The sequence below is a fragment of the Flavobacterium sp. B330r genome (genome assembly GCF_056824325.1).
On record NZ_CP124860.1, the window covers coordinates 1513078 to 1535569 of the forward strand.

Annotated in this window: 28 protein-coding genes; 10 read left to right on the forward strand and 18 right to left on the reverse strand. The window is 33.4% G+C overall.

The window, feature by feature from the left end; all coding sequences use genetic code 11:
* Nucleotides 1–100 precede the first annotated feature (100 nt).
* Both QLQ95_RS07005 and QLQ95_RS07010 read left to right on the forward strand, forming a co-directional pair.
* Complete coding sequence (locus QLQ95_RS07005) at nt 101–523, forward strand: hypothetical protein (protein ID WP_095928431.1); 423 nt, start codon at nt 101–103, stop codon at nt 521–523.
* Nucleotides 524–614: 91 nt separating this feature from the next.
* Nucleotides 615–1103: a septal ring lytic transglycosylase RlpA family protein gene (locus tag QLQ95_RS07010; protein WP_250834883.1), complete on the forward strand. Its 489-nt coding sequence runs from the start codon at nt 615–617 to the stop codon at nt 1101–1103.
* 29 nt (nt 1104–1132) lie between these two features.
* Here QLQ95_RS07010 and QLQ95_RS07015 read toward each other — a convergent pair whose 3' ends face one another.
* Nucleotides 1133–1588 carry a DinB family protein gene (locus tag QLQ95_RS07015; RefSeq protein WP_250834882.1) on the reverse strand — a complete coding sequence of 152 codons (456 nt, stop codon included), beginning with the start codon at nt 1586–1588 and terminating at the stop codon, nt 1133–1135.
* Between the two features lie 78 nt (nt 1589–1666).
* Here QLQ95_RS07015 and QLQ95_RS07020 point away from each other — a divergent pair, with 78 nt between their 5' ends.
* The 5 genes from QLQ95_RS07020 (at nt 1667) to nadD (ending at nt 4628) form a co-directional block, all read left to right on the forward strand.
* On the forward strand, nt 1667–2014 hold the full coding sequence (locus tag QLQ95_RS07020; RefSeq protein WP_095928433.1) for an arsenate reductase family protein: 348 nt from the start codon (nt 1667–1669) through the stop codon (nt 2012–2014).
* Between the two features lie 95 nt (nt 2015–2109).
* Entirely contained in the window at nt 2110–2970 is an 861-nt protein-coding gene (locus tag QLQ95_RS07025) for a YicC/YloC family endoribonuclease (protein ID WP_111425235.1), read from the forward strand.
* A gap of 69 nt (nt 2971–3039) precedes the next feature.
* On the forward strand, nt 3040–3615 hold the full coding sequence (gmk, locus tag QLQ95_RS07030) for a guanylate kinase (RefSeq protein ID WP_482503174.1): 576 nt from the start codon (nt 3040–3042) through the stop codon (nt 3613–3615).
* 39 nt (nt 3616–3654) lie between these two features.
* A complete protein-coding gene (locus tag QLQ95_RS07035; RefSeq protein ID WP_253251758.1) occupies nt 3655–4014 on the forward strand; it encodes a four helix bundle protein in 360 nt (119 codons plus the stop codon).
* Nucleotides 4015–4046: 32 nt separating this feature from the next.
* Nucleotides 4047–4628 (forward strand): nicotinate (nicotinamide) nucleotide adenylyltransferase, encoded by a 582-nt coding sequence (gene nadD / locus QLQ95_RS07040; RefSeq protein ID WP_095928438.1) that lies wholly within the window; start codon nt 4047–4049, stop codon nt 4626–4628.
* A gap of 191 nt (nt 4629–4819) precedes the next feature.
* On the opposite strand, the gene QLQ95_RS07045 is transcribed toward nadD, so the two are convergent.
* The 14 genes from QLQ95_RS07045 to QLQ95_RS07110 form a co-directional block, all read right to left on the reverse strand.
* Nucleotides 4820–6289, reverse strand: coding sequence for a nicotinate phosphoribosyltransferase (locus QLQ95_RS07045; RefSeq protein WP_320495607.1), 1470 nt, complete (start codon nt 6287–6289; stop codon nt 4820–4822).
* Between the two features lie 11 nt (nt 6290–6300).
* On the reverse strand, nt 6301–7236 hold the full coding sequence (locus tag QLQ95_RS07050; RefSeq protein WP_482503177.1) for an ADP-ribosylglycohydrolase family protein: 936 nt from the start codon (nt 7234–7236) through the stop codon (nt 6301–6303).
* A 1-nt stretch (nt 7237) separates the two neighbouring features.
* Nucleotides 7238–7969 carry a metallophosphoesterase family protein gene (locus QLQ95_RS07055; protein ID WP_482503179.1) on the reverse strand — a complete coding sequence of 244 codons (732 nt, stop codon included), beginning with the start codon at nt 7967–7969 and terminating at the stop codon, nt 7238–7240.
* 3 nt (nt 7970–7972) lie between these two features.
* On the reverse strand, nt 7973–8533 hold the full coding sequence (locus QLQ95_RS07060) for a prolyl hydroxylase family protein (RefSeq protein ID WP_482503180.1): 561 nt from the start codon (nt 8531–8533) through the stop codon (nt 7973–7975).
* Between the two features lie 66 nt (nt 8534–8599).
* The gene (locus QLQ95_RS07065; RefSeq protein ID WP_095928443.1) at nt 8600–9148 is read right to left on the reverse strand and encodes an RNA 2'-phosphotransferase; all 549 of its coding nucleotides are present in this window, start codon (nt 9146–9148) and stop codon (nt 8600–8602) included.
* Between the two features lie 48 nt (nt 9149–9196).
* The gene (locus tag QLQ95_RS07070; protein ID WP_095928518.1) at nt 9197–9724 is read right to left on the reverse strand and encodes an NADAR family protein; all 528 of its coding nucleotides are present in this window, start codon (nt 9722–9724) and stop codon (nt 9197–9199) included.
* A gap of 10 nt (nt 9725–9734) precedes the next feature.
* Nucleotides 9735–10817: an adenylosuccinate synthetase gene (locus tag QLQ95_RS07075; RefSeq protein WP_320495599.1), complete on the reverse strand. Its 1083-nt coding sequence runs from the start codon at nt 10815–10817 to the stop codon at nt 9735–9737.
* 165 nt (nt 10818–10982) lie between these two features.
* Nucleotides 10983–11852 carry a hypothetical protein gene (locus QLQ95_RS07080; protein ID WP_320495598.1) on the reverse strand — a complete coding sequence of 290 codons (870 nt, stop codon included), beginning with the start codon at nt 11850–11852 and terminating at the stop codon, nt 10983–10985.
* 2 nt (nt 11853–11854) lie between these two features.
* A complete protein-coding gene (locus QLQ95_RS07085) occupies nt 11855–12190 on the reverse strand; it encodes a hypothetical protein (protein ID WP_095928446.1) in 336 nt (111 codons plus the stop codon).
* Between the two features lie 147 nt (nt 12191–12337).
* A complete protein-coding gene (locus QLQ95_RS07090; protein ID WP_095928447.1) occupies nt 12338–13177 on the reverse strand; it encodes an ADP-ribosylglycohydrolase family protein in 840 nt (279 codons plus the stop codon).
* A gap of 17 nt (nt 13178–13194) precedes the next feature.
* Nucleotides 13195–14028, reverse strand: a complete 834-nt coding sequence (gene prs, locus QLQ95_RS07095; RefSeq protein ID WP_095928448.1) for a ribose-phosphate diphosphokinase — start codon at nt 14026–14028, stop codon at nt 13195–13197.
* A gap of 74 nt (nt 14029–14102) precedes the next feature.
* Nucleotides 14103–14795, reverse strand: coding sequence for an NUDIX hydrolase (locus QLQ95_RS07100; RefSeq protein WP_482503183.1), 693 nt, complete (start codon nt 14793–14795; stop codon nt 14103–14105).
* A gap of 107 nt (nt 14796–14902) precedes the next feature.
* Nucleotides 14903–15259 (reverse strand): PKD domain-containing protein, encoded by a 357-nt coding sequence (locus QLQ95_RS07105; protein WP_482503185.1) that lies wholly within the window; start codon nt 15257–15259, stop codon nt 14903–14905.
* A 67-nt stretch (nt 15260–15326) separates the two neighbouring features.
* A complete protein-coding gene (locus tag QLQ95_RS07110; RefSeq protein ID WP_379798475.1) occupies nt 15327–16232 on the reverse strand; it encodes a LysR family transcriptional regulator in 906 nt (301 codons plus the stop codon).
* An 85-nt stretch (nt 16233–16317) separates the two neighbouring features.
* Here QLQ95_RS07110 and QLQ95_RS07115 point away from each other — a divergent pair, with 85 nt between their 5' ends.
* The 3 genes from QLQ95_RS07115 (at nt 16318) to QLQ95_RS07125 (ending at nt 19791) form a co-directional block, all read left to right on the forward strand.
* Nucleotides 16318–17079: a type 1 glutamine amidotransferase domain-containing protein gene (locus tag QLQ95_RS07115; protein ID WP_320495594.1), complete on the forward strand. Its 762-nt coding sequence runs from the start codon at nt 16318–16320 to the stop codon at nt 17077–17079.
* Nucleotides 17080–17265: 186 nt separating this feature from the next.
* Nucleotides 17266–18423, forward strand: a complete 1158-nt coding sequence (locus QLQ95_RS07120) for an iron-containing alcohol dehydrogenase (protein ID WP_482503188.1) — start codon at nt 17266–17268, stop codon at nt 18421–18423.
* Between the two features lie 372 nt (nt 18424–18795).
* Entirely contained in the window at nt 18796–19791 is a 996-nt protein-coding gene (locus QLQ95_RS07125) for an NAD(P)H-dependent glycerol-3-phosphate dehydrogenase (protein WP_482503190.1), read from the forward strand.
* Between the two features lie 147 nt (nt 19792–19938).
* On the opposite strand, the gene QLQ95_RS07130 is transcribed toward QLQ95_RS07125, so the two are convergent.
* From QLQ95_RS07130 to QLQ95_RS07140, 3 genes are all read right to left on the reverse strand, one after another.
* Nucleotides 19939–20985, reverse strand: a complete 1047-nt coding sequence (locus tag QLQ95_RS07130) for a bifunctional transcriptional activator/DNA repair enzyme AdaA (protein ID WP_482503192.1) — start codon at nt 20983–20985, stop codon at nt 19939–19941.
* A 6-nt stretch (nt 20986–20991) separates the two neighbouring features.
* Nucleotides 20992–21768: an isocitrate lyase/PEP mutase family protein gene (locus tag QLQ95_RS07135; protein WP_482503193.1), complete on the reverse strand. Its 777-nt coding sequence runs from the start codon at nt 21766–21768 to the stop codon at nt 20992–20994.
* A gap of 247 nt (nt 21769–22015) precedes the next feature.
* The gene (locus tag QLQ95_RS07140; protein ID WP_320495590.1) at nt 22016–22423 is read right to left on the reverse strand and encodes a hypothetical protein; all 408 of its coding nucleotides are present in this window, start codon (nt 22421–22423) and stop codon (nt 22016–22018) included.
* Between the last annotated feature and the right edge of the window lie 69 nt (nt 22424–22492).

The following is a 22492-nucleotide window of genomic DNA, read 5'->3' on the forward strand; positions in this document are numbered from 1 at the left end:
AATCTAAATAAATAATAAAAACGGCATTGACTTTTAAGTTTAATGCCGTTTTTTTATAGCCTTTTTTGTTATATTTGTTTTTGAACAAAAAACACAGTTTATGTATAATTTTCTACAAAAATTTCACTCTGGCTGGGCGTACTTAGCATTGCTTCTTTTAGTAATTGCAGTTGTTAACGCTATCATCGGAGTAACTTCAAAAAAAGAATTTACTGGTAAGGATCGTAAAATCGCTTTATTTGCTTTAATTGGCACACACACTCAATTATTGATTGGTTTAATCTTATATTTTGTTTCTGCGAGAGGCTTTGCTGTATTAGGTCAAATGTCAAATGCAGAATTAAGATTAACATCATTAGAACACCCTCTAATTAATATTATTGCTATCATCTTGATAACTATCGGATGGTCTAAACATAAAAAATTAATCAATAGCGAAGCTAAATTTAAAACCTTTGCTATTTTTTACGGATTAGGATTATTGCTTATTTTAAGTAGAATTCCATGGAACCTTTGGTTCTAAAAAATACCAATTAAAAGCCCTTAATCAGGGCTTTTTTTATCTCGGCATATTATTTGTACAAACTCCCCCCAAGTCTGAAAAAGAATAACCCATGAGAAATAAAAAGAACATTTTATTCGCCACAATCGCTTTAACCTTAATTAGCGGCTTTACGTATGTCATAAGCCAAACCAAACCTACAACAGAACCTAAAATCATTCAAGATACTGTTAAAAATGTAAAACCAGCTATTATTCCGTTGCCGGATTCTGTTTTTACTGACAAAGGTTTAAAACTGAGACCATACAAGAAAAACGCTCATGCCTCCTACTATGCAGATCGTTTTAACGGAAAAAGAACCGCTAATGGAAGTAGATTCAACAACAACAGTTATACTGCAGCTCACAAAAAACTTCCTTTTGGAACAAGAGTTAAAGTAACCAATGAAGCCAATGGCAAATTCGTTATTGTAAAAATTACAGATCGCGGACCTTTTGTAAAAACCCGCGAAATCGATTTGTCTAAACGAGCTTTTATGGACATTACAAAACACAAAGGTGCCGGAGCCATGAAGGTTACCATTGAAACCATAATTGAATAAAAAAAGTCCCGCTTTAAGCGGGACTTTTTTTAAACCAATTTTCTTATCGCCATTGCAATTCCACTATGAAGCCCTTCGTGGTAATTATTAAAATCTAAGGCTCCTTGAACATGACGAAGCGTGAAACCGATACTTGTAGTATATTCGTGGTAATCAACAAAAAGTCCGCTCTCAAAATCATTTTTTGTTTTTTCTAATGTTGTAGAAAGCAATGTTCGAATCTCATCAACTTCAGCTTGAGAAACATCCCCTTCTGGTTTAGTTCCTTTTCTGTATTTGTTAATGAAATCTTCAGAAACCATTGTCGGAAGGCCCGATAATTTATAAACCAAAACCTGCTGCGACGAAATACAATGCCCTATATTCCAAATAATATTGTTGCTAAAACCATCTGGAACTTTGTTTAATTGTTCTAACGAATGACTGTCTAAAATCTTCAAGAGAATTTCTCTAATCGTTTTCTGTACATCAAAAACTGAACTCATAATTTTATTTTTTTTCTAAAATTAATCATTTTTAAGCTTCAAATGGATTTTCTTTGCATTCTAACAAATTCATAAATAATGAACAAAATATATTACTTAGCATCCTGTGATACTTGTCGTAAAATCATTAAAAGTCTTCCAGAAAACAATCTAGTTTTTCAAGACATTAGACAAGATCCCATTACAGAAGAACAACTGGAAGAAATGTATAAACTTTCCGGAAGTTATGAAGCGTTATTTAGCAAAAAGGCTCAATTGTATAAGTCAATGGGGTTAAAAGAAAAATCTTTAACTGAAGCCGATTTTAAAAAATACATTTTAGAGCATTATACTTTCTTAAGCCGTCCGGTTTTTATTATTGACGGAAAAATTTACATCGGCAACAGCCAAAAAAATGTAGCTGAAGTTATAAACGCACTAACGTAAGAATAACCGTAAATTTTGATCTATAAAACTGATTCACAATTTACAACGTAACACATCAAACTTTTATTTATCTTTGCGCCTTTATACTCAATTATATGATACAATCTATGACAGGGTTTGGCAAAGCTTCTTTGCAATTGCCTACAAAAAAAATCACCGTTGAAGTAAAATCTCTAAACTCTAAAGGTTTAGATTTAAATGTAAGAATGCCATCGGTTTACCGTGAGATGGAACTTGGATTGCGAACTCTTATTTCGACTAAATTGGAAAGAGGAAAAATTGATTTTGCAATCTATGTAGAAAGCACTGCAGAACAAACTTCAACTAAAGTAAATGTGCCTGTCGTAAAAAATTATATTGCGCAGTTAAAAGAAGTAAATCCAGATGCTGATGAGACTGAATTAATGAAAATGGCGGTTCGTATGCCTGACACATTAAAAACAGAACGAGAAGAAATTGATGAGAATGACTGGGAGCAGATTCAGGTTATTATTGATGAGGCACTTCAAAACATTTTAAACTTCCGTAAAGACGAAGGTGAATCTCTTGAAAAAGAATTCAATTTAAGAATTGGAAACATTCGTCAATTCATGAATGATACTTTGGCACTTGATCCAGAACGTGTACAAGCAATTAAAGATCGTTTGCAGACTGCAATTTCAGAATTACAGGTTAATGTTGATGAAAACCGTTTTGAGCAGGAATTAATCTATTATTTAGAGAAACTGGATATTACCGAAGAAAAAGTTCGTTTAGGTAATCATTTGGATTACTTTATAGAAACCCTTAATGGAACTGAAGCTAATGGACGAAAACTTGGTTTTATCACTCAGGAAATGGGACGCGAAATCAACACAATGGGATCTAAATCCAATCATGCTCAAATGCAGAAATTGGTTGTGATGATGAAGGATGAATTGGAGAAGATTAAAGAGCAGGTCTTGAATGTGCTTTAAAGCTTAGAGCATAAATACCACACAAATATCAAGCTTAGAGCATATTGCTTAAAGCCTAAAGCATACACAATGAACAAAGGAAAATTAATTGTTTTTTCGGCACCGTCTGGATCAGGAAAAACAACTATCGTAAAACATTTATTAGATCAGGAAGATTTAAATCTTGAATTTTCGATTTCGGCCGCGTCACGTGCGCCACGTGGTGAAGAAGTAGACGGAAAGGATTATTATTTTATTTCGTTGGAAGAATTCAAAAAGCACATTAAAGCTGAAGATTTCTTAGAATGGGAAGAAGTGTATCGCGACAACTTCTACGGAACTTTAAAATCGGAAATTGAAAGAATCTGGGCTTTAGGAAAAAATGTCATTTTTGATATTGACGTGGTTGGCGGCCTTCGTATTAAACACAAATTTCCAGAAGAAACTTTAGCTGTTTTTGTTAAACCTCCAAGTGTTGACGAATTAAAACGTCGATTAAAACAACGTTCTACAGAAAGCGAAGATAAAATCAATATGCGTATCGCAAAAGCTTCTGTAGAATTGGCAACAGCGCCTCAGTTCGACGTGATTATCAAAAACTATGATTTATCAGTTGCTCTTGAAGAAGCACATCAACTGGTAAAAGATTTCATTTCTAAAAAGTGATTAGTGAATAGCAATTAGTCATTAGCTTAAAAAATAAGTATGATCAAGTCCTACAAAGATTTATTGGTTTGGCAAAAAGGAGTTAAAATAGTTTCTTTAATTTATCAGTTAGTAAAATCATTTCCTCAAGAAGAATTATACGCTTTAACAAGTCAGTTAAAAAGAGCTTCCGTTTCAATTCCTTCAAATATAGCAGAAGGTTATGGCCGGAATACTGATAAATCTTTTAGTCATTTTTTAAACATATCGAGAGGTTCTTTGTTTGAAATCGAAACTCAATTATTAATTGCTAATGACCTTGGTTTTATAACCAATCAAAGTCTTTATGCAGAAATTTTAAATCAAATTGAGGAAGAATCAAAAATGATTAATGCCTTTTCAAAAACACTCAAAGACTAATCACTCTTTACTAAGCACTAGTTACTACAACTATGAAAATAGGTCTTTACTTCGGAACATACAACCCTATACATGTTGGTCATTTAATCATTGCGAATCACATGGCCGAGTTTGCAGATTTAGATCAGATTTGGATGGTTGTCACACCTCACAATCCGTTAAAAAAGAAATCGACTTTATTAGACGACCAACAGCGTCTGCAAATGGTTTTTCTGGCTACAGAAGATTATACAAAGATAAAACCGTCTGATATTGAGTTTAAATTACCTCAGCCGAGTTATACTGTTATCACGCTCGCTCATTTACAAGAGAAATATCCAACCCATGAGTTTTCCTTAATTATGGGCGAAGACAATCTGAAAACGCTTCATAAATGGAGAAACTATGAAGTGATACTGGAAAATCATGATATTTATGTCTACCCAAGAATTTCTGATGAACCTGAAAATGTTGAGTTAAAATCGCATCCAAAAATTCATGTTATTGATGCGCCAATTGTAGAGATTTCTTCGACTTTTATTCGAAACAGTATTAAAGAAGGTAAAAACATTCAGCCTTTATTGCCTCCAAAGGTTTGGGAATATATTGATCATAATAATTTTTATAAGAAGTAGACAAACAAATTATACCACAATATTGTCATTTCGACGAAGGAGAAATCTTCGTTAGAAACTCTACAAAGATTGGCGATTTGCTGTATGGAGCTACTTGCGAAGATTTCTCCTTCGTCGAAATGACAAACAGAACGTAAAAAATTCAAATCACAAAAAAGCCTGAATTTAAAATTCAGGCTTTCTATTTATAATTAAGCTTCGATACTCACTTCACTTTTTACTCTCGTTCTGATTTCACTCAGCGATTGATCAACCAAAAGTTTTCCATCTCTAAAAACTTCTTTCAATTCACCTTGTTTTTCTTCTTCCCAAGAAACATTATCTGTTAAATGATACTTGCCATCGATTAAATCGATTTTCATTAATCCTTTAGCCGATTTTTTAGTTCCGTCATCTGTAATCGGATCTTTGAAGATGGCTCTCCCTTCTCCGTTTACTTCTCCGTAAGTTGCTTTCATTGCAAATCCGAACGTATCTCTGGTGTTGTATTGATAAGTGAAAGATCCAATTCCTAAAACAACATTCGTAGAAGCAAATCCTTTTTCTTTTAATCTTTCGCAGATTTGAGTTGCTCTTGCTACTGTAATACTGTCTCCGTAAATAGCACCAATTTGCGGAACCAATTCTTTGAATCCTTTAGCATTTGTTGTTCCTCCAAAAACATCCCAAAGCAATTCGATAACGCCTTTTTTCTCTTGTTCTGTTTTTCCGTTCGGATTTCCGCAGATTATATCAACTGGATCACCGCTGTCAGGACGAATTACGACTTTACCTTCTCTTGAAACGATTTCTTCTTTTAATCTTGGAAGATAATCCGTTAAAACTTTCCATAAATCCCAAGTATCTGAAACGATAGAAACAATTCCTTTTGGATAAACTTCTGTAATTAATCTTTTGAATGTCTCGTACTCGCCTTCTGTTGTTCCCATACACATAACAGAATGTTCTGTTGCTGCTACTGAACCTGCAACCAATTCTTGATCTGAATTGGCATTGTAATATTCTTCTAAGAAATCAATTGCTGGAATCGTGTCAGATCCTGTAAAACTCAATAAATGTCCAGCTGCAGAAGTTAGAGCAGCTTCTATTCCGCCCATTCCTCTCATTGAGAAATCATGCGCCTGCCAATCTACAAATTCTGGAACAGAAGACGTTTCTGCTGCATATTTGTCTAATACTTTTCTGTATTCTTTTGCAATGGTAGCTGAGTTACAAGGCAACCAAACTACTGCAGAAAGTAAGGTTTCGAAATAATTCGTCAACCAGAAAAATTCTGGAATCGTATTATACATCGTAAACATTGGAACTCTTAGCGGAACGCTTGCGCCTTCTGGCAAAGCTTTGAATACCATCGGAATATATCCTAAATCGTGTAAATCTTCTATATGTTTAGTTCCAACTAAATTTTCGCCTAAATAATTATTGATTCTGCGAGAATATTTTTTAATCACTTCTTCTTTTGGCTTTTTGAAGAAATCCTCTTCGAAGTCATGAATGATATATTTTTTAATGAAATATTGCAATCCAAAAAAGATTACCTCATCAACTGTTTCAATTCTTGATTTTCTTGGTGTCCAGTTAGAATATACGATTGTGGTTCCGTCTGGGTATTGTCTTCTGTGGTCAACTTTGTAACCGTCAGTTAATAGTAGTGGGTTCATATATAAGTTATTTATATTTTATTTGATAAGTGTTGTGCTAACTCTTTTATATCGTTTGTTCTTACTAAATTCTCAATCCATTTTTGCGGAATATTCTCGATTCCATAATAAATTCCTGCCAATCCTCCTGCAATTGCACCGGTTGTATCTGTATCTTGCCCTAAATTGACTGCTTTTAAAACAGTTTCTTCATAAGAATTCGAATTTAGAAAACACCAGATGCTCGCTTCTAAACTATGAAGCACATAACCCGAAGAATGAATTTCGTTTTCATTGTATTTTGAAATATCATTTTTCAAAATTCTATCAAATAATCCGATTTCAACAGGATTAAAACTTTTATCTTCCAGAAATTTAGAAAGAACAAGTTGGGTATTTTTATAAGCTTCGAATTTATCTTTATCTTTTAAAATTTCCAAACAATAAACCATGTAAATAAAACAAGCAAATACAGATCTGAAATGCGCGTGTGTTATTGATGAAACTTCTTTTACTTTTTGATAAATAACTTCAATATTGTTTTCTTTTTGAAGATAAAAAGCCAATGGCAAAATACGCATTAAGGAACCATTTCCGTTATCGCTTTCAGAAAATCCTCCGCATAAATCGGGCTGATGTCCTTTTGCAATATTTAGAATTGCATTTCTGGTTGCTATTCCTATATCAAAAACTTGTCCGTGTGGTGTCCACAATTCTGCACTATACCATTTTATAAAATTCCTAGCAATATCATTCAAATCATAGCCCGAACATAAACTCTCCGCCAAACAAAAAGCTAGTGAACTGTCATCACTCCAAGTTCCAATTGGCTGATGATGTGTTCCAAAACCAAACATTTCTGTAACCAGATTTTGTTTTAAATAAGCTCTTGATTGAAATTCAACAGGAACTCCCAAAGCATCACCAACAGCCAGGCCAAATAAACCAGATTCTATTGTATTTTTCATTTTATTTATTTCTTCCCTTCTCGTTAGGATACAAGGTTTGCACGACATCACTCTGCCAGAATTCTTTTGATTCTATATCAATACAAGAAAGTTTTCCGTAAAAACCTGCTCCCGTATCAATATTCCAAACATTACAACCTTGCATTGGGATTTCTACATCGTAATGAAGCGTTGGCGTATGGCCTATGTAGATTTCATTAAAAAGCAATAATCTTTTTGGATATAAAATCGAATCTTTTTTGATTCGCTTGTCCATTGTCAGCGCCATTTCCCATAATGTTCTGTCCCAAGAAAAATTGGTTTGGTAATGCTCTTTTTCTGGTCCATGCATAGACGAGAATCCAGCGTGAATAAAAAGATTCTTGTTTTCATCTACGAAATAATCTTTCATTTGATTAAAGAATTCCTGATGCTTTTTCTTTTCTGAAAGACCAAAATTCTGATAACTTTCTATTGTCGATTTTCCTCCATGAAGAAACCAAATATCATTTATAACATCTTTCATTAACCATTCTTGACACCAAGCATCATGATTTCCTTTTATAAAAATACATTCGCGCTTTTTGGATAAATCAATCAGAAAATCAATAACCTGTGCCGATTCGCTCCATCCATCTACATAATCTCCTAAAAAAATTAATCTGTCATTTTTAGATATCGAGACTCTTTCCAGTAACTGAACCAATGCGTTTAATCCTCCGTGAATATCTCCAAAAACTAGTGTTCTTCTCATTAATTAAATATTGCCTTTACTTTTATACATAATATCAGTTCTTAAAACATATTTTATTCCCGAGATCACAGATGCTCCTTCATGACGCTGTTTATGTTCAAAAATAAGAGCTGATCCTGTTTTGGGTTCAATAATTTCACCCGAAGCAAATTTTGTTTCTCCACCTTCATAACTATCATTCAGATAAATAAGAAATGTATAATAGCTAGATTCAGATTCATTGCGTTTATAACTTCCGTCAATATGCATTTTAAAACGCTGACTTGGATTATACTTATAAAACCTGAACATTTCATTTAATCCAATAGCTGTACTATTTCCTACTTCTGGTCTAACATATTGTTCCAGTTTCTGCCATAATAAAGAGGCGTATTCATCATCCTGATACATGATACGCTCGTTATTGCGCACCATTTTCATCATTTTTTGTGCGCCATCAACATTTACTTCAGCTTCTTCAAAGCCAATTTGTTCGCTTCTCTCTATTAACTCATTACACTCCTCAACAGTAAGAAAATTATCGATTGTGTAAATTTCTTTTTCTTCATTAATAATATTCAGCATGATTATGTATTTAGGAATTACTAAAATTGTTTCTTGAAAAGTCTGATCTCTAAAGCAATCTTTATATTATGATGCAAACTCAATGTACTTCGCCGGAACCTCATCGGTCAACCAAACATTGTTTTCGGATAAATAAAATTTGAATCCGTCTCTATGCATCGCGCCGCTTCTAACGGTTAAAATTTGTGGCACTCCTCTTCGGCTTCCTACTTTTGTTGCCGTTTCTTTGTCTTTGCTTAAATGTACGTGTTGACGACTCATTTTTTTCAAACCTTCTGCACGAATGTTTTCCATAAACTTCCCAACCGTTCCGTGGTACAAATATTCCAAAGGTTCTGTTTCTGCCAGATCTAATTCAACCGAAATTGAATGCCCCTGACTTGCACGAATTTTGGTTTTATCTTCATTGTAAGCAAAACGTTTTTTATCGTTATTTTCTACAACGTAATCTAAAAGTTCTGCGTCCATGCGTTGTCCTTTTTTATTACATTTTGTAATTAATTCTTCAACATCTGCCCAACCGTTTTCATCTAATTTTAATCCGATTTTTTCTGGCGAATGTCTAAGCACCAGACTTAAAAACTTGCTGACGCTTTTTGCTATATTTTCATTCATTACCTATGATATGTTCCTACGGAACATCTTTTTTTTTATAATTTCTAATTATTTTAATTCATCCCTAACTTCCATCAAAGCAAAACCTAAAAGATTCAATCCTTTCCAAGCTTCTGGTTTTAGGACATCTTTGTGATCTTCTGCCATTCCGATTCCCCAAATTGGATCAACTGGACTTGCTTCTACTATAACGCGTTCTTTCGTATTTAGTAAGAACGTTTTCAAATCGACATTTTGGCTGAATTTGTGAAAGTTTCCTTGTTTTACAATTTCGTATCGATTTTCTAGCCAAATCGTATCTACATAATTTTTAACTTCTCTACCCAACTTTTTAGCTTCGGCAGGAGAATCAGCTTCAAGGATTTTTTCTAAAATTTCTTGATCGTTAAATAATTCTGCTTTCTTGGCCATCATCCAATGTTCTGCAGTTTTATAAGTTACTTTATCTACTTTAAAAGAACTCAACCACCATTGGCTGAAACAGGTTTTGAGAATTTTTCCGTCTTTACTCGGTTGATGACCCCAGAAAAATACAAACTTACTTTCTGGAGCTATGGTATCTATATTATATTTCATTTTTTCTATTTTATTGAAACAAAGAAGTAATGTTTTTAAAATCTTTTGAATCGGGTGAAAATGATCCATAAATTTCATTGAACGTTATTGTGAGACTTTCAAACTCATAATCCTGCTCCAACTGATCCATACAGGTTACAACCAAATTTCGTTTTGCCATTGGGCTGTAAGCGGCATCGAGTTTTAGAGCATAATTCAGAAGTTCGTAATTCAACTTTCCAAAACGTAAATGTTTTTGGTATTCGTTAAAAACACAAGTTTCTTCTTCGTTATTTTTTAATTTAATTTCTCCTTCATTAGCCATCCAGCCGTGTCCGTGGCGGGTTGAATAACTTCGGGTTACGTAATAAATGGCTACATCTTCAATCTTTAGTTTATTACAAATTTCAATTGCATTTTTTGAAGTGGTATTGGCATAGGTTACATTCGGAAAAACACCGTGATCCATATCAAGCAAAATTCCTTGACTGCCTTCAAAAATGAGATTTTCGTATTTTGAAAGAAACGTATAATCAACAATATTCCATTTCAATTTATCGATTGCTTCCAGATATTGATTGACTTCTTCGTCGATTTCGCTTTCGTTTAAAAAACCATAGTAATAGGCGATTTGGTTTAGTTTTTCTAAAAGCATTTCTCGAGGCGCAATCAAATCTATAGCAAATAATTTATACGGACCTTCGTTTCTTTTCATTGTTGATCCAATGCCTTTTCCGCAGGTTCCGTGGTCAATATTCCTAGCATTTCCCCTGTTATGCCATACATCAAAAGGAGTGGTGACTTTTGCTAAAGGATGAATGTACAAATCCAGATTAGCCTCTTTTTCTTTCAATTCTTCTGTTTCGTTGTATAAAAAAAGCGGATGAATCGTACAGTGTTCGCTGTAATAAGACGGAAGACCGCGAAGTGCTCCGCTTGCAAAGCTTGAATGAACGTGTTTTCTATTGCCAATCATGACGGTATGAGCGGCCTGCTGTCCTCCCGAAAACCGAATAACTATTGATTCAGGATTTTGTTTCGCCAGAAAATCTGTGGTTATGCCTTTTCCTTCATCACCAAATCCTAAACCTATAACTATTTTCGCTGTTTTCATTTTGTTGTTATTGATTTAAACACATAGAGACATAGATTTTTGGAAACTTTAAAAGGCGTTTCACTTATTTCAATTCACATAGTTGCTATGTGTTAGAAACTAGTTTCTTTTTTCAATCTCTCAAATTCAAAAAAAGAAATCTATGATTCTATGTGTTTAAAATATTTAAAGCATTTCTATAGCATCCAAACTGCTATCACTTGCATCAGAAACGGGTATCGTTCCTAAGCCAGAACTTTTATGTTTATCGCAAATGATCTTTTTAATTACGTTTGGAATTTCTCTGTGATCTTCTATAGACAAACAGTTTTGTCCCAGTAATTCTTTCCATTCTACATCAGCATTGATAGCTTGTCCTGAATGCAATACACTAATATGATAGACATCGTATTTTTTTTGCGCTTCTGCTAATAATTCAAGATGCGTATAAGTCTGTTGTCCCTGCCCCATAATTTCTTTAATTGCTGAAGCTGGAAGTGTTTTTAAACCTGGCTCATCACCAACAGTAAACAACAATCCTTTTTGCCCTCTTTTTTCAAAAGCATCGGTTTTGGTGTGAAAAGCTGCAAAATACCATGCTAAAAGATAACTTTCACCAGCGTTTCCTCCTCCTCCGCCTTCAATGTAGGTTCTTGTCAACCACATGTCCAATTCTTCATCGCCAGATTCAAACTGTCCAACTTGAAGCGGATATCTGTCGCATTCGTGATCGCCAATTCCTAAGAATAAAAGCGCTGGATCTGGAACGCCACCCTGAATAATTCCTCCCATTAATTTCGGAAGTCCTTCTTTTATCAATTCATGTGGAATATGTCCCATACTTCCTGTAACGTCCAATCCTAAAATAATCGGAACTGTATTGGGATGCACATCTGAATCTCTTGCTTCTCTAAAAATCACTCCGTTTGGGTTCATCGATTCATGAGCCATTCGTAATGCATTCTGTGTAAAAATCTCGCTAGCTGATTTACTAGCATAACCTACTTTTTTTGCTCTGTCTTCACGAGCACCGAAATCATATCTTGTACCTCCCATGACTAATATTTTTTACCAAATAAATATTCAAATCTCTTTTTTGTAACCTCAAACTGGATGTTTAAATTTCTAATCGTCAACGAAAGCTCCATGTCTTTCTGAACAAAGGCTTCTGGCTGAAAATCGGCAAAAGTCAAACTGTTTTTATCCAATGGACTAATATCGATCAGTCCTTCTTGTTCTCTTTCGAGTCTTTTGATTTTTAATTCGATATCTTCGACTCTTCTTCTGTATATTAATTCTGAATCCTCACCAATTACTTTGGCTCTGTCTTCTCTTATCTGATCATTGTTTCTTTTTAAAGATTCAATAAATCTTGGTTTTAAATCGTCGCTCATAATATTTTGGTTGTTTTTACTTCAGGTTTAAAGTTTCAGGTTGTATGCTGGGCCTGAAATTTGGTTTTAAACTTGAAAAAGTTAATAGTATTTTTTTTTTCATGCTTCACACTCGCAACAACAACTTGAAACGTGAAACTTCTAATCTCAATGAAACTTTTCTTTCAATTTAAGATCTAAACTGATTAGAAAATCTTTTCCGTATGTGCCGTTTTCTAATTCATCATATAAAAACTTTGGCAGTGTTTTTTCGCAATTCTCTTTCTGACTCAAAATCGCCATGCACAAAGCTGCAACGGTATCTGTATCTCCACCATAATCGATTCCTCTTTTTAAACAATCCTGCATAGAATCTGCTTCAGAAACCATTTTGATAACAGCTTGAGTTGTAAAATACCCGTGCATGTCAATTGGCGATGTTACTTTGTATACTTCTTTTTCTTTTAAAGTATCATTTACAAAATCTATCAAAGAGCTTTTGTCTCCCAATTTATATTTGTAAAAATGGACTGCTAAAGCTATTCTTTTAGCACAGCTAATTCCTTCTGCAGTAAAATGAGATGTTTTTGCCTGAATTTCACAAAAATCCAATAACTGATTAACATCTTTTATAAGTCCAATTGAGTAAGCTCGCATGGCCGATCCATTTCCGCTGCTTCTATTATCGATAATTTTTAGAAAATCAGTTCCGTTTTTACTAGCGTCTAATGCGTTATAAACTCTATCTGAATAGCCTCTTCTTTTATCTCTATGAAAAACTTCAACAAACTTATCGGCAACTTTAACTTCATTCCAATTGTCATCTTCCAATAAAAGTTCTGTTATTGCAATGGCCATTTGTGTATCGTCAGTATATCTTTTATAGATTTCTGTATACAGACCATGTTTATGATATTGCGTTAAATGATTATTTTTAATGATATAATCTAACTCCTGAAATTCAAATCCTGCTCCGTAAGCGTCTCCTATTGCTGCTTCTAGTATCATTTTTTACGATTCAAAAGTTAAATTAATTGATCTAATCCAATCACTTGAACGCTTTCGCCTTCAAAATCTTTAAAAGAATTGGTTGTAAAAATGCCATCAAAGCAGTTTAAAACTTCAAAACCTTTATTGAAAATTCCGTGGCTTACTGCTAAGTACAGTTTTCCTGCGTTTTTCTTTTTTAGTTCTTCGGCTAATCCTACAAAAGTCCCTCCTCCGTCGCAGATATCATCTACAATTAAGCAATCCATTCCTTGCAAATCCTCATTGTAAACTTTAAAACCAGATAATTTCCCCGTTTTTACATCGCGGCTTTTACTGCATTCTACAACCTCAACACCACCTAAAAATTCAGATACTTTGTAGATTTTTTTCAAAGCGCCACCGTCTGGAGAAATCAGTTTTACGTTTTCGCCAATTCTATTTAAAACTTCTTTGATAAAAGTGTAATTCGGAATTACGGTACTATTATTCAACAAAGCTGGAGTTACTTCTGAATGCGCATCAAAAACAAAAACTTTGTTCAATTGCATTGCATTAATAATATCGGCGTATACTTTTACAGATAATGGTTCGCCAGGAATCATAACACGATCTTGTCTCGCAGCTGGGAAATAGGGAATAAAAAGATCAATGATTTTAACATCCATTCTTCTTAGCGCATCAACTGTAACGCATAACAAACCTAAATCGTTGAATGAATTCAATCGATGTGTAATGGTAACTTTTCTATTTGGATCAAAATCTGGAGCGATTTTGATGTGTGGTTCTCCTCCTGAGAAAGTAAAACTTTGAAATTTGATTTCTTCCTGATTTTGAAATGGAGCGAATTTTGGGTCGAGATTTAGTATCATAGTGTTGTAGTTTGCGTTAATTATACGCAAATGTAGAATTTAATTTTAAATAAACAATTTATTTTGTGTAAAAATTACGCAAACTTTATTTCGAAGTGAAAGCCTTTATCAATTAACTCATTGTATTTAAGCTTATTGAACTTAAATAATTTTGCTGGTCTTCCGCTTCTTATTGGAGAAAAATTATCGGTTTCTTCTAAAAAGCCATAGCTCAGTATTTTTTTTCGGAAGTTTCGGCGATCTATTTCTTTTTCTAAAATCGTGCAATAAAGATTTTCGAGGTCTGAGAATAAGAATTCCTCGGGAAGTAAATCGAAACCAATTGGTTCGTAAGTTAGTTTGGCTTTTAATCTTTCTATTCCTTTCTTTAAAATCAAATTGTGATCGAAAGCCAAAGACGGAATTTCATCAATTTTAAACCATTGCACTTTTTCAGCATCTGTATCTGCTTTAATTTCTAAGTTGGAAGCATCAACCAAAGCGTAATAAGCAACCGAAATAACACGGTTTCTGGAATCTCTGTAAATATCATCGCCAAAAGTGTACAATTGTTCCATAAACGTTAATTGCACATTGGTTTCTTCATGCAATTCACGAATAACAGCATCACTCAAAGATTCGTCGTTTTGGACTAAACCACCAGGTAGTGCCCAATATTTATCTGCAGAACCAAACTTTTGTTCAATCAATAAAACATATAAACCATTGTTTTTATAACCAAAAACAATCGCATCAACCGCAATTCTAATATTTTGTAACTTTTCCATATTCCTAAATCATATCAAACAAATATAACGAATGAGAGTCAACTTTATAATCTATGCTCTTGCATTAAACTATAAAATTGACTCTCATCAATATCTCTTAACTTTTCTTAGTTAACTGTAACAGTTCTTTTAGGTATAGAAGTACATTCTGCACCATCTTTTTTAACCGTAACTTCAGCCTTAGCTTCATATGTACCTGCAGCCGCATAAGTATGTGTTACCGCCGTACCAGTTCCTGTAGATCCGTCACCAAAAGTCCATTTTACAGAAACCAAAGTTCCTGTTCCTGTATACTCAGCTGAGTAATTCATCAACTTCGGATTAGTAGCATCAGTTGAATTATGTATTTTAACAAAAATTGATTCCGCTAAACAATCTACTATCACTTCGTCGTCATGTTTACTGCACGAATTACTTATAAGTACAGTTGCAATAAGAAATAATAGGGTTGCAATCTTTTTCATTTTTGAAAATTTTAATGGTTTACTTATCAAAATTACACTTTTAAAGTACAGGAACACAGGATTGAAATCACAATCGATTTCCAAAAAACAGCTTTAATTCTTTCTCAATAATATCAAAAAACGATTTCAAATTATTGTTTTTAGGCATCAGTAAATACACAAATTCTTCTGGAACATGAAAGCTATTCCAAACTAACTGCAATTTATTCTCCTTAATATAATTTCTGGCATTACAATTCCAAGTTGCTGCGATTCCTTCATTTTTAGCCAAAAGCCTTAGCATTTCTGATTCTGAAGGTATAATGTAATTTGGAACCATCGACGGTCTCTTTTTATTGAAAGCATGCAACCAGAATAATTTTATATGCGGAATTCTAGCATCGTGACTGTACCATTTTTGGGCATTGAGCCATTGCTCTATCTCAGTAAAATTATCTGATTTTAATTTCTGACGGAACTCTGTTATATCCAAACTTGTTGGAGCAACTAAAATCAGTTTGATTTTTCCAACAATTTCATAAGTGGTATCAAAAGTGTCAAATCTTTTTGTTGTAATGGCAAAGTCAAGTTTTTTAGCGTCTACTAAAGCAAAAAGTTCGTCGTTTTCTGCAAAAGTAAAATCGATTAAATCAAACTTTGAAATTAAAAGATTACCAACACAGTCAAAAAGATGTTTAGAGATTCCAACAGAAATTAATCGATTAGCATCTTCTGCTTTAGCCCGGAAACTAGTTTCGACACTTTCAAGCCTGTCAAGAGCGTCTATAATCAAATTATTCAGTAACTTAGCATATTCGGTTGGTTCAACTCCTTTCGATTTCCGATTAAACAATTTATTCCCCACATGTGCTTCAAGCATTGAAATCTGCTGACTAACGGCAGGCTGACTCATAAACAACTCTTTTGCAGCGATCGAAAAATTACCATTTTTATAAACCGCTTTAAATGTTCTGTACCATTCTAGATTTACCATGATATAAATTTAATAATAACAAACATAGTTTATTTTATTTTTACTGATATCACTTTCGCCGTAAATTTGTTCAAAATTTAATATTATGAAGAAAATAGCACTATTCGCAATAACTGCATTTACAGCTGTAAGCATTTCTGCAGAAGCTCAAAAATCAAACAAGAAAAGTATGAAAAAAGTATTATTTGTTGTAACCAGCAATGATAAACTGGGCAATACAGGAGAAAAAACAGGGTTCTGGTCTGAAGAATTTGCTGCTCCTTACTACGAATTATTAGATCAAGGTGTTGAAATTACAATTGCGTCTCCACTTGGAGGACAACCGCCAATTGATCCAAAAAGTGCCGATCCAGCTTCCGCAACGGAAGACACCAAACGTTTTGACGCTGATAAAGTTTTACAGGAAAAATTAAAAAACACTTTAAAGCTTTCTACAGTTAACCAAAAAGATTACGACGCTGTATTTTATCCAGGAGGTCACGGTCCGCTTTGGGATTTGGTTGAAGATAGAAGTTCAATTGCTTTAATCGAATCTTTTTACATGCACAATAAACCAGTCGCATTTGTATGTCACGCGCCTGCTGTTTTGAAAAATGTAAAAGTAAAAGGTGAATATCTAGTAAAAGGCAAAAAAGTAACCGGATTTACCAATGAGGAAGAAGAAGCTGTTGGATTAACAAAAGTAGTTCCGTTTTTATTAGAAGATGCTTTATCATCCAACGGAGCAATTTTTTCTAAAGGTCCAAACTGGCAACCATATGCAGTTGCAGACGGACTTTTGATAACCGGACAAAACCCAGCTTCATCTAAATTGGTAGCTGCAAAATTGTTACAAGAGTTAAAATAAAGGGTCTAAGGGGCTGAGGCTCTAAGATTCTAAGGTTTTCTTTAGAAATCTAAAAACTCAATCTCTTATTCACTAAATGGGAAAATAAAAATTAATAAATCACAATGTTAAGTTTCTGAGAATTTATGTTCTAAAGCAAAAAACTTAGAAACTCAGAAACCTAACATCTTAGAAACTCTAAAAAAAATGCTCAACTTTGAATTATACAATCCGACGAATTTAGTTTTCGGAAAAGGACAAATTGAAAAACTTTCTACTTTAGTTCCAAAAGGTGCAAAAGTGCTTTTGGCCTATGGCGGTGGAAGTATTTTTAAAAACGGAATTTACGATCAAGTAATCAACAACCTTAAAGGTTTTGAAATTGTAGAATTTGGCGGAATTGAACCAAATCCGAGATTTGAAACTTTGATGAAAGCTGTTGATGTGATCAAAGCAGAAAAAATCGATTTTATTTTGGCTGTTGGTGGCGGATCTGTAATTGATGGCGTGAAGTTTATTTCAGGCGCAGTTAATTTTGAAGGAAATCCGATTGACATTCTTCAAAAAAGAATTTTAATTAAAGAAAATGCAATGCCATTTGGAACAGTTTTAACGCTACCGGCAACAGGAAGCGAAATGAATTCTGGATATGTGGTAACAATTGAGGCTACTCAAGAAAAATTATCTTCTGGCGGAAGTGCTTTATTTCCTCAATTTTCAATCTGTGATCCTACAGTAATTTCATCTTTACCAAAAAGACAAATCGAAAATGGTGTTGTAGATGCGTACACGCACGTTATGGAACAATATTTAACGTATCCAACAGATGCATTTCTTCAGGATAGAATTGCAGAAGGTGTTCTTCAGACTTTAATTGAAGTTGGTCCTGGAATCGTAGCAAACCCAACTGATTATACTTTGGCTTCTAATTTTATGTGGAGCTGTACAATGGCTTTAAACGGATTAATTCAGAAAGGTGTTCCAAGCGATTGGGCAACGCATATGATTGGTCACGAATTGACAGCACTTTACGAAATTGATCATGCTAGAACTTTGGCGATAATTGGCCCAAGTTTGTACCATGTAATGTTTGAAACTAAAAAAGCAAAATTAGCACAATACGGAAGAAGAATCTTCAACTTGACTGGTTCTGACGAAGAAGTTGCAAAAGAAGCCATCAACAAAACGGTTGAATTTTTCCATAAAATGGGAATGGACACTAAACTTTCTCAATATACAGAAGACTATTCTAAAACTGCCGATTTTATCGTAAATCGTTTTGAAGAAAGAGGCTGGAAAGGTTTAGGAGAAAACCAACTGGTAACTTTAGATAAAGTAAAATCTATTGTGGAACTTAGTTATTAAGGGATAAATTCCAAATTTTTAAAATTCCAAATTCCAATCTTAGTATATTGGAATTTGGAATTTTTTTATTGGGATTTTTTTAAAATTTGGAATTTCATTAAAAAAGGCGTTCTTAACAAGTTTAGGAACGCCTTTTCAAAATACTAAAACAAAACTAACTAACTCAATTTTTTTTAAATTCATTAAAATTCTAATTTATAATTTGTTATAACGCAAGTCAGATAGTTTTATTGTTTGGGCATTAAAAAAAAATATTTTGTTCTTAAACTTCTTGAAAGTCATTGCAATTAAAGCTTGTTTTCAAAATTTCTTAAACCAGATTTTGCTTTATTAGCACATTATTAAGTACTTTTGTTTTAAATTATTAAAATAATGAGCGAAAACTTAAAATTTGCAGTGATTGGTGGAGGAAGCTGGGCAACGGCAATTGCAAAAATGTTATGTGTAAATCTTTCTGAAATTTCGTGGTACATGCGCAATGAAGCTGCTATTGAGCATATCGAGAAATTCAAGCACAATCCGAACTACTTAAGTTCTGTTGAATTTGATACTAAAAAACTCAAATTAACCAACAATATAAATGAAGCGATAGAATATGCAGATTACATTATTTTTGCCATTCCATCTGCTTTCTTAGATGCAGAGTTAAAAAACATGACGGTTTCTTTATCAGATAAGATCATTTTTTCTGCTATTAAAGGAATTGTTCCAGAAACGAGTTTAATTGTCGGCGAACATTTCCACATTGAATACGACATTCCATATTACAATATTGGCGTTATTACAGGACCTTGCCACGCAGAAGAAGTAGCTTTAGAAAGGCTTTCGTACTTGACAATTGCTTGCGGCGATCCGGATAAAGCTAAAATTGTAGCCAAAACACTTTCTGGAAATTATATTAAAGCTAAAATTTCAGATGACATCATCGGAACTGAATATGCAGCAATGCTAAAAAACATTTACTCCATTGCTGCCGGAATTGCGCATGGTTTAGGTTATGGCGACAACTTCCAATCGGTTCTTATGAGTAATGCGATTCGCGAAATGAAGAAATTCATTAGAAAAGTACACCGTATGAAACGTAACATTAACGATTCTGCTTATCTAGGCGATTTGTTGGTTACAGGATATTCTGTTTTCTCTAGAAATAGAATGTTCGGAAATATGATCGGAAAAGGATACACTGTAAAAAGTGCTATGATGGAAATGAGCATGGTTGCCGAAGGTTACTATGCAACAAAAAGTGCTTATAAACTAAATCAAGGCTACGGTGCGAAAACGCCAATTATAGACGCTGTTTATGCTGTTTTATACGAAGGAAAAGACGCTAAAACGGTTTTCAGGAAATTAACGGAATCTTTGGATTAAGTTTTTTTAGTGAAAAGAGACAAGAAGCAAGAGGAAAGACCTTATTAAAGAATATAGAATAAAGAGCCAAGACTAATTCAGTTTGGCTCTTTTTTTATCTAGAAATAAAAGTCTTTACTCTTGTTTCTTGTCTCTTTCTCCTTTCTTCTAACCTTTAGCATTCTTTTTCTCCAGTTCCAACAGCCATTTCTTTCGCCATAATCCGCCTCCATATCCTGTCAGTTCTCCATTTGAACCTATAACACGATGACACGGAATAAGTATTGAAATTCTGTTTGCTCCATTTGCATTAGCTACAGCTCTAATTGCTTCTGGTTTATTAATGGCAATAGACTGCTCTTTATAAGTTCTCACAGCTCCATAAGGTATATTTTGTAGCGTTGTCCAAACTTTATTTTGAAAATCAGATCCTGGAGAGCAAATCTGAACTGTAAATTTCTTTCTTTTTCCTTCGAAATATTCTTTTAATTGCTCTTCTAAAATTTCAAAATGGATATTATCTCCCTGAATAATTGAAGCATTGAATGTTTTTGCCAATGCCTTAAATTCTGTCTCCAGCATTTTTCTGTCTGTAAATTCGAGCAAACAAATTCCTTCTTTTACTGCACAGACATACATCGTTCCGAGCGGAGTTTCTATTCTTTTAAGATCAATTATATTTTGTGCTTTACTATTTTTAGGAGAAACTCCAAATATCGATTTAAAAGAATCATTAAAACCACTCAAAGATTCATAACCAATATCAAAAGCTGTTGAAGTAACACTTTCTCCTTCTTTTATCTTTTTGAAAGCGCTATTAATACGAAACATTCTTTGATAAGCCTGAAATGTAATCTTATGATTTTTTAAAAACCATCGTCGCATTTTACTCGGTTCAATTCCGCGTTGTATTAAATCTGCATCTTTGAATTTTAGAGCTGGATTTTCTGAAAGCTCTTTTAAAATCTCCTTTATAAAATCAGGCGTTTCATTATATTTTTCCAAAGGAAAACAAACTTTACATGGCCGATATCCTTTTAAAATAGCCTCCTTTGAACTGGTAAAAAATTCTACATTTTCTCTTTTTGGTTTTCTAGCTGTACAAGTTGGTCGGCAAAATATTCCAGTTGTTTTAACCGCAGTAAAAAACACTCCTTCAAAAGAAGTGTCTTTATTTACTGCTGCCTGATACATTATATCGTCTGTAAGTTCCATAACCGATTATTCAAAAATGGGAGAAAAACTATTTCTTTCAAGTATCTGTAAAGTAACTTTTTCTAATTGTTTGTTTAGAAAATCATTTGCAAAATTCCCCATACTAATGCGCTTTACTCCCAATTCTTTTAACTTTTCAAAATTAGAAAGATTAGGCATGCACATCACATTAAGAGGAAGTTTTATTATTGCGGCAATTTCTTTTATATCATTTTCATTTGTAATACACGGAAGAAAAACACCATCAACCCCAGCCTTTTCATATTGTTTTAATCTGTATTTAGATTCTTCCATTTTGTTCGGTAAATCTAGAAGAAATACATCAGAACGCACATTTATAAACATATCAATGTTTTTCTTTTTTAAGTTTTCTACGATTGCTTTCAATTTTGCTGCAAAAGATTTTGTTTCTGTTATTTCTCTTTTTGAGTTGATAACAACCGAATCTTCAATATTAATTCCGACTATTCCAATTTCATATAATCTTGAAATATTTGCAACTATTTCCTCAACAGTATCACCATAACCAGCTTCTAAATCAACACTTAAAGGAATTTTTACAGCCGATTTTATTTTTCGAATCATAAAAAAATAATCCTCAAAAGGCATATTTTCCCCATCTTCATAACCTAAATCAGAAGCAATGGCTGCACTTGAAGTTCCAAGTGCTTTAAATCCTAATTTTTCATATTGCAATGTACTTTGAACATTCCAAACATTGCCAAGTAATAGCGGACTTTCATTATAGTGCAGTTTTCTGAATTCTTCAAATCTTGTTGTCATATTTTACTCTTTTAGTTTTGACAAAAGTACTTTTAGGAGAAAACCTTCTGCAACCGAAAAATTGACAACTATTTTTTTTAAATAAAAAATCACGACCATAAATGATCGTGATTTCATACTGTTTTTTAAGTAATCAGTCACCGTCATAGTTTTGAGTTTAGGTATTAAATAAAAAAAGTCAGAATGAATTATTTATCTGACTTTTTTTTTATCGTAAAACTGACCACTAAAAACTGACCACTGAATACTATTTGACCATTATCCCCTCAACAAACAAAATAGGCACTTCTTCCGTATTGTTTTCGTCAAGCGAATTGGCTTTAAAAATGAATTTCTTATCGTATAAAGTATTTCCGATGAAGAAAGTTACCATAAACTCATTATTAAGCGGTAAAAGGCTTTTTTCGACTAATTCTATTTTTACAACAGAAACCGAAGGAACCTCAACGAATGCATGACGCAAGATTGAAGTCTTTTTCATTTCGCCATCAATAGTTCCAAATGCTTTTGAAACTACCATTACGCTGTCTAAATTAAAATCACTGTCATTAACCAAATAAGCGTACCACACTTTTTCCATAAAATCGTCGCTCCATTCCTGCACTGCAGCAAGAAATACATTTTCAACTTCTGGAATTATTATATCTTTTTTCATCTATTAAATTTTAAAAACCTTTGTCAAAGCCTGAAGCTTCAACAAAGGTTTGTTTATTGTAAAGGTAAA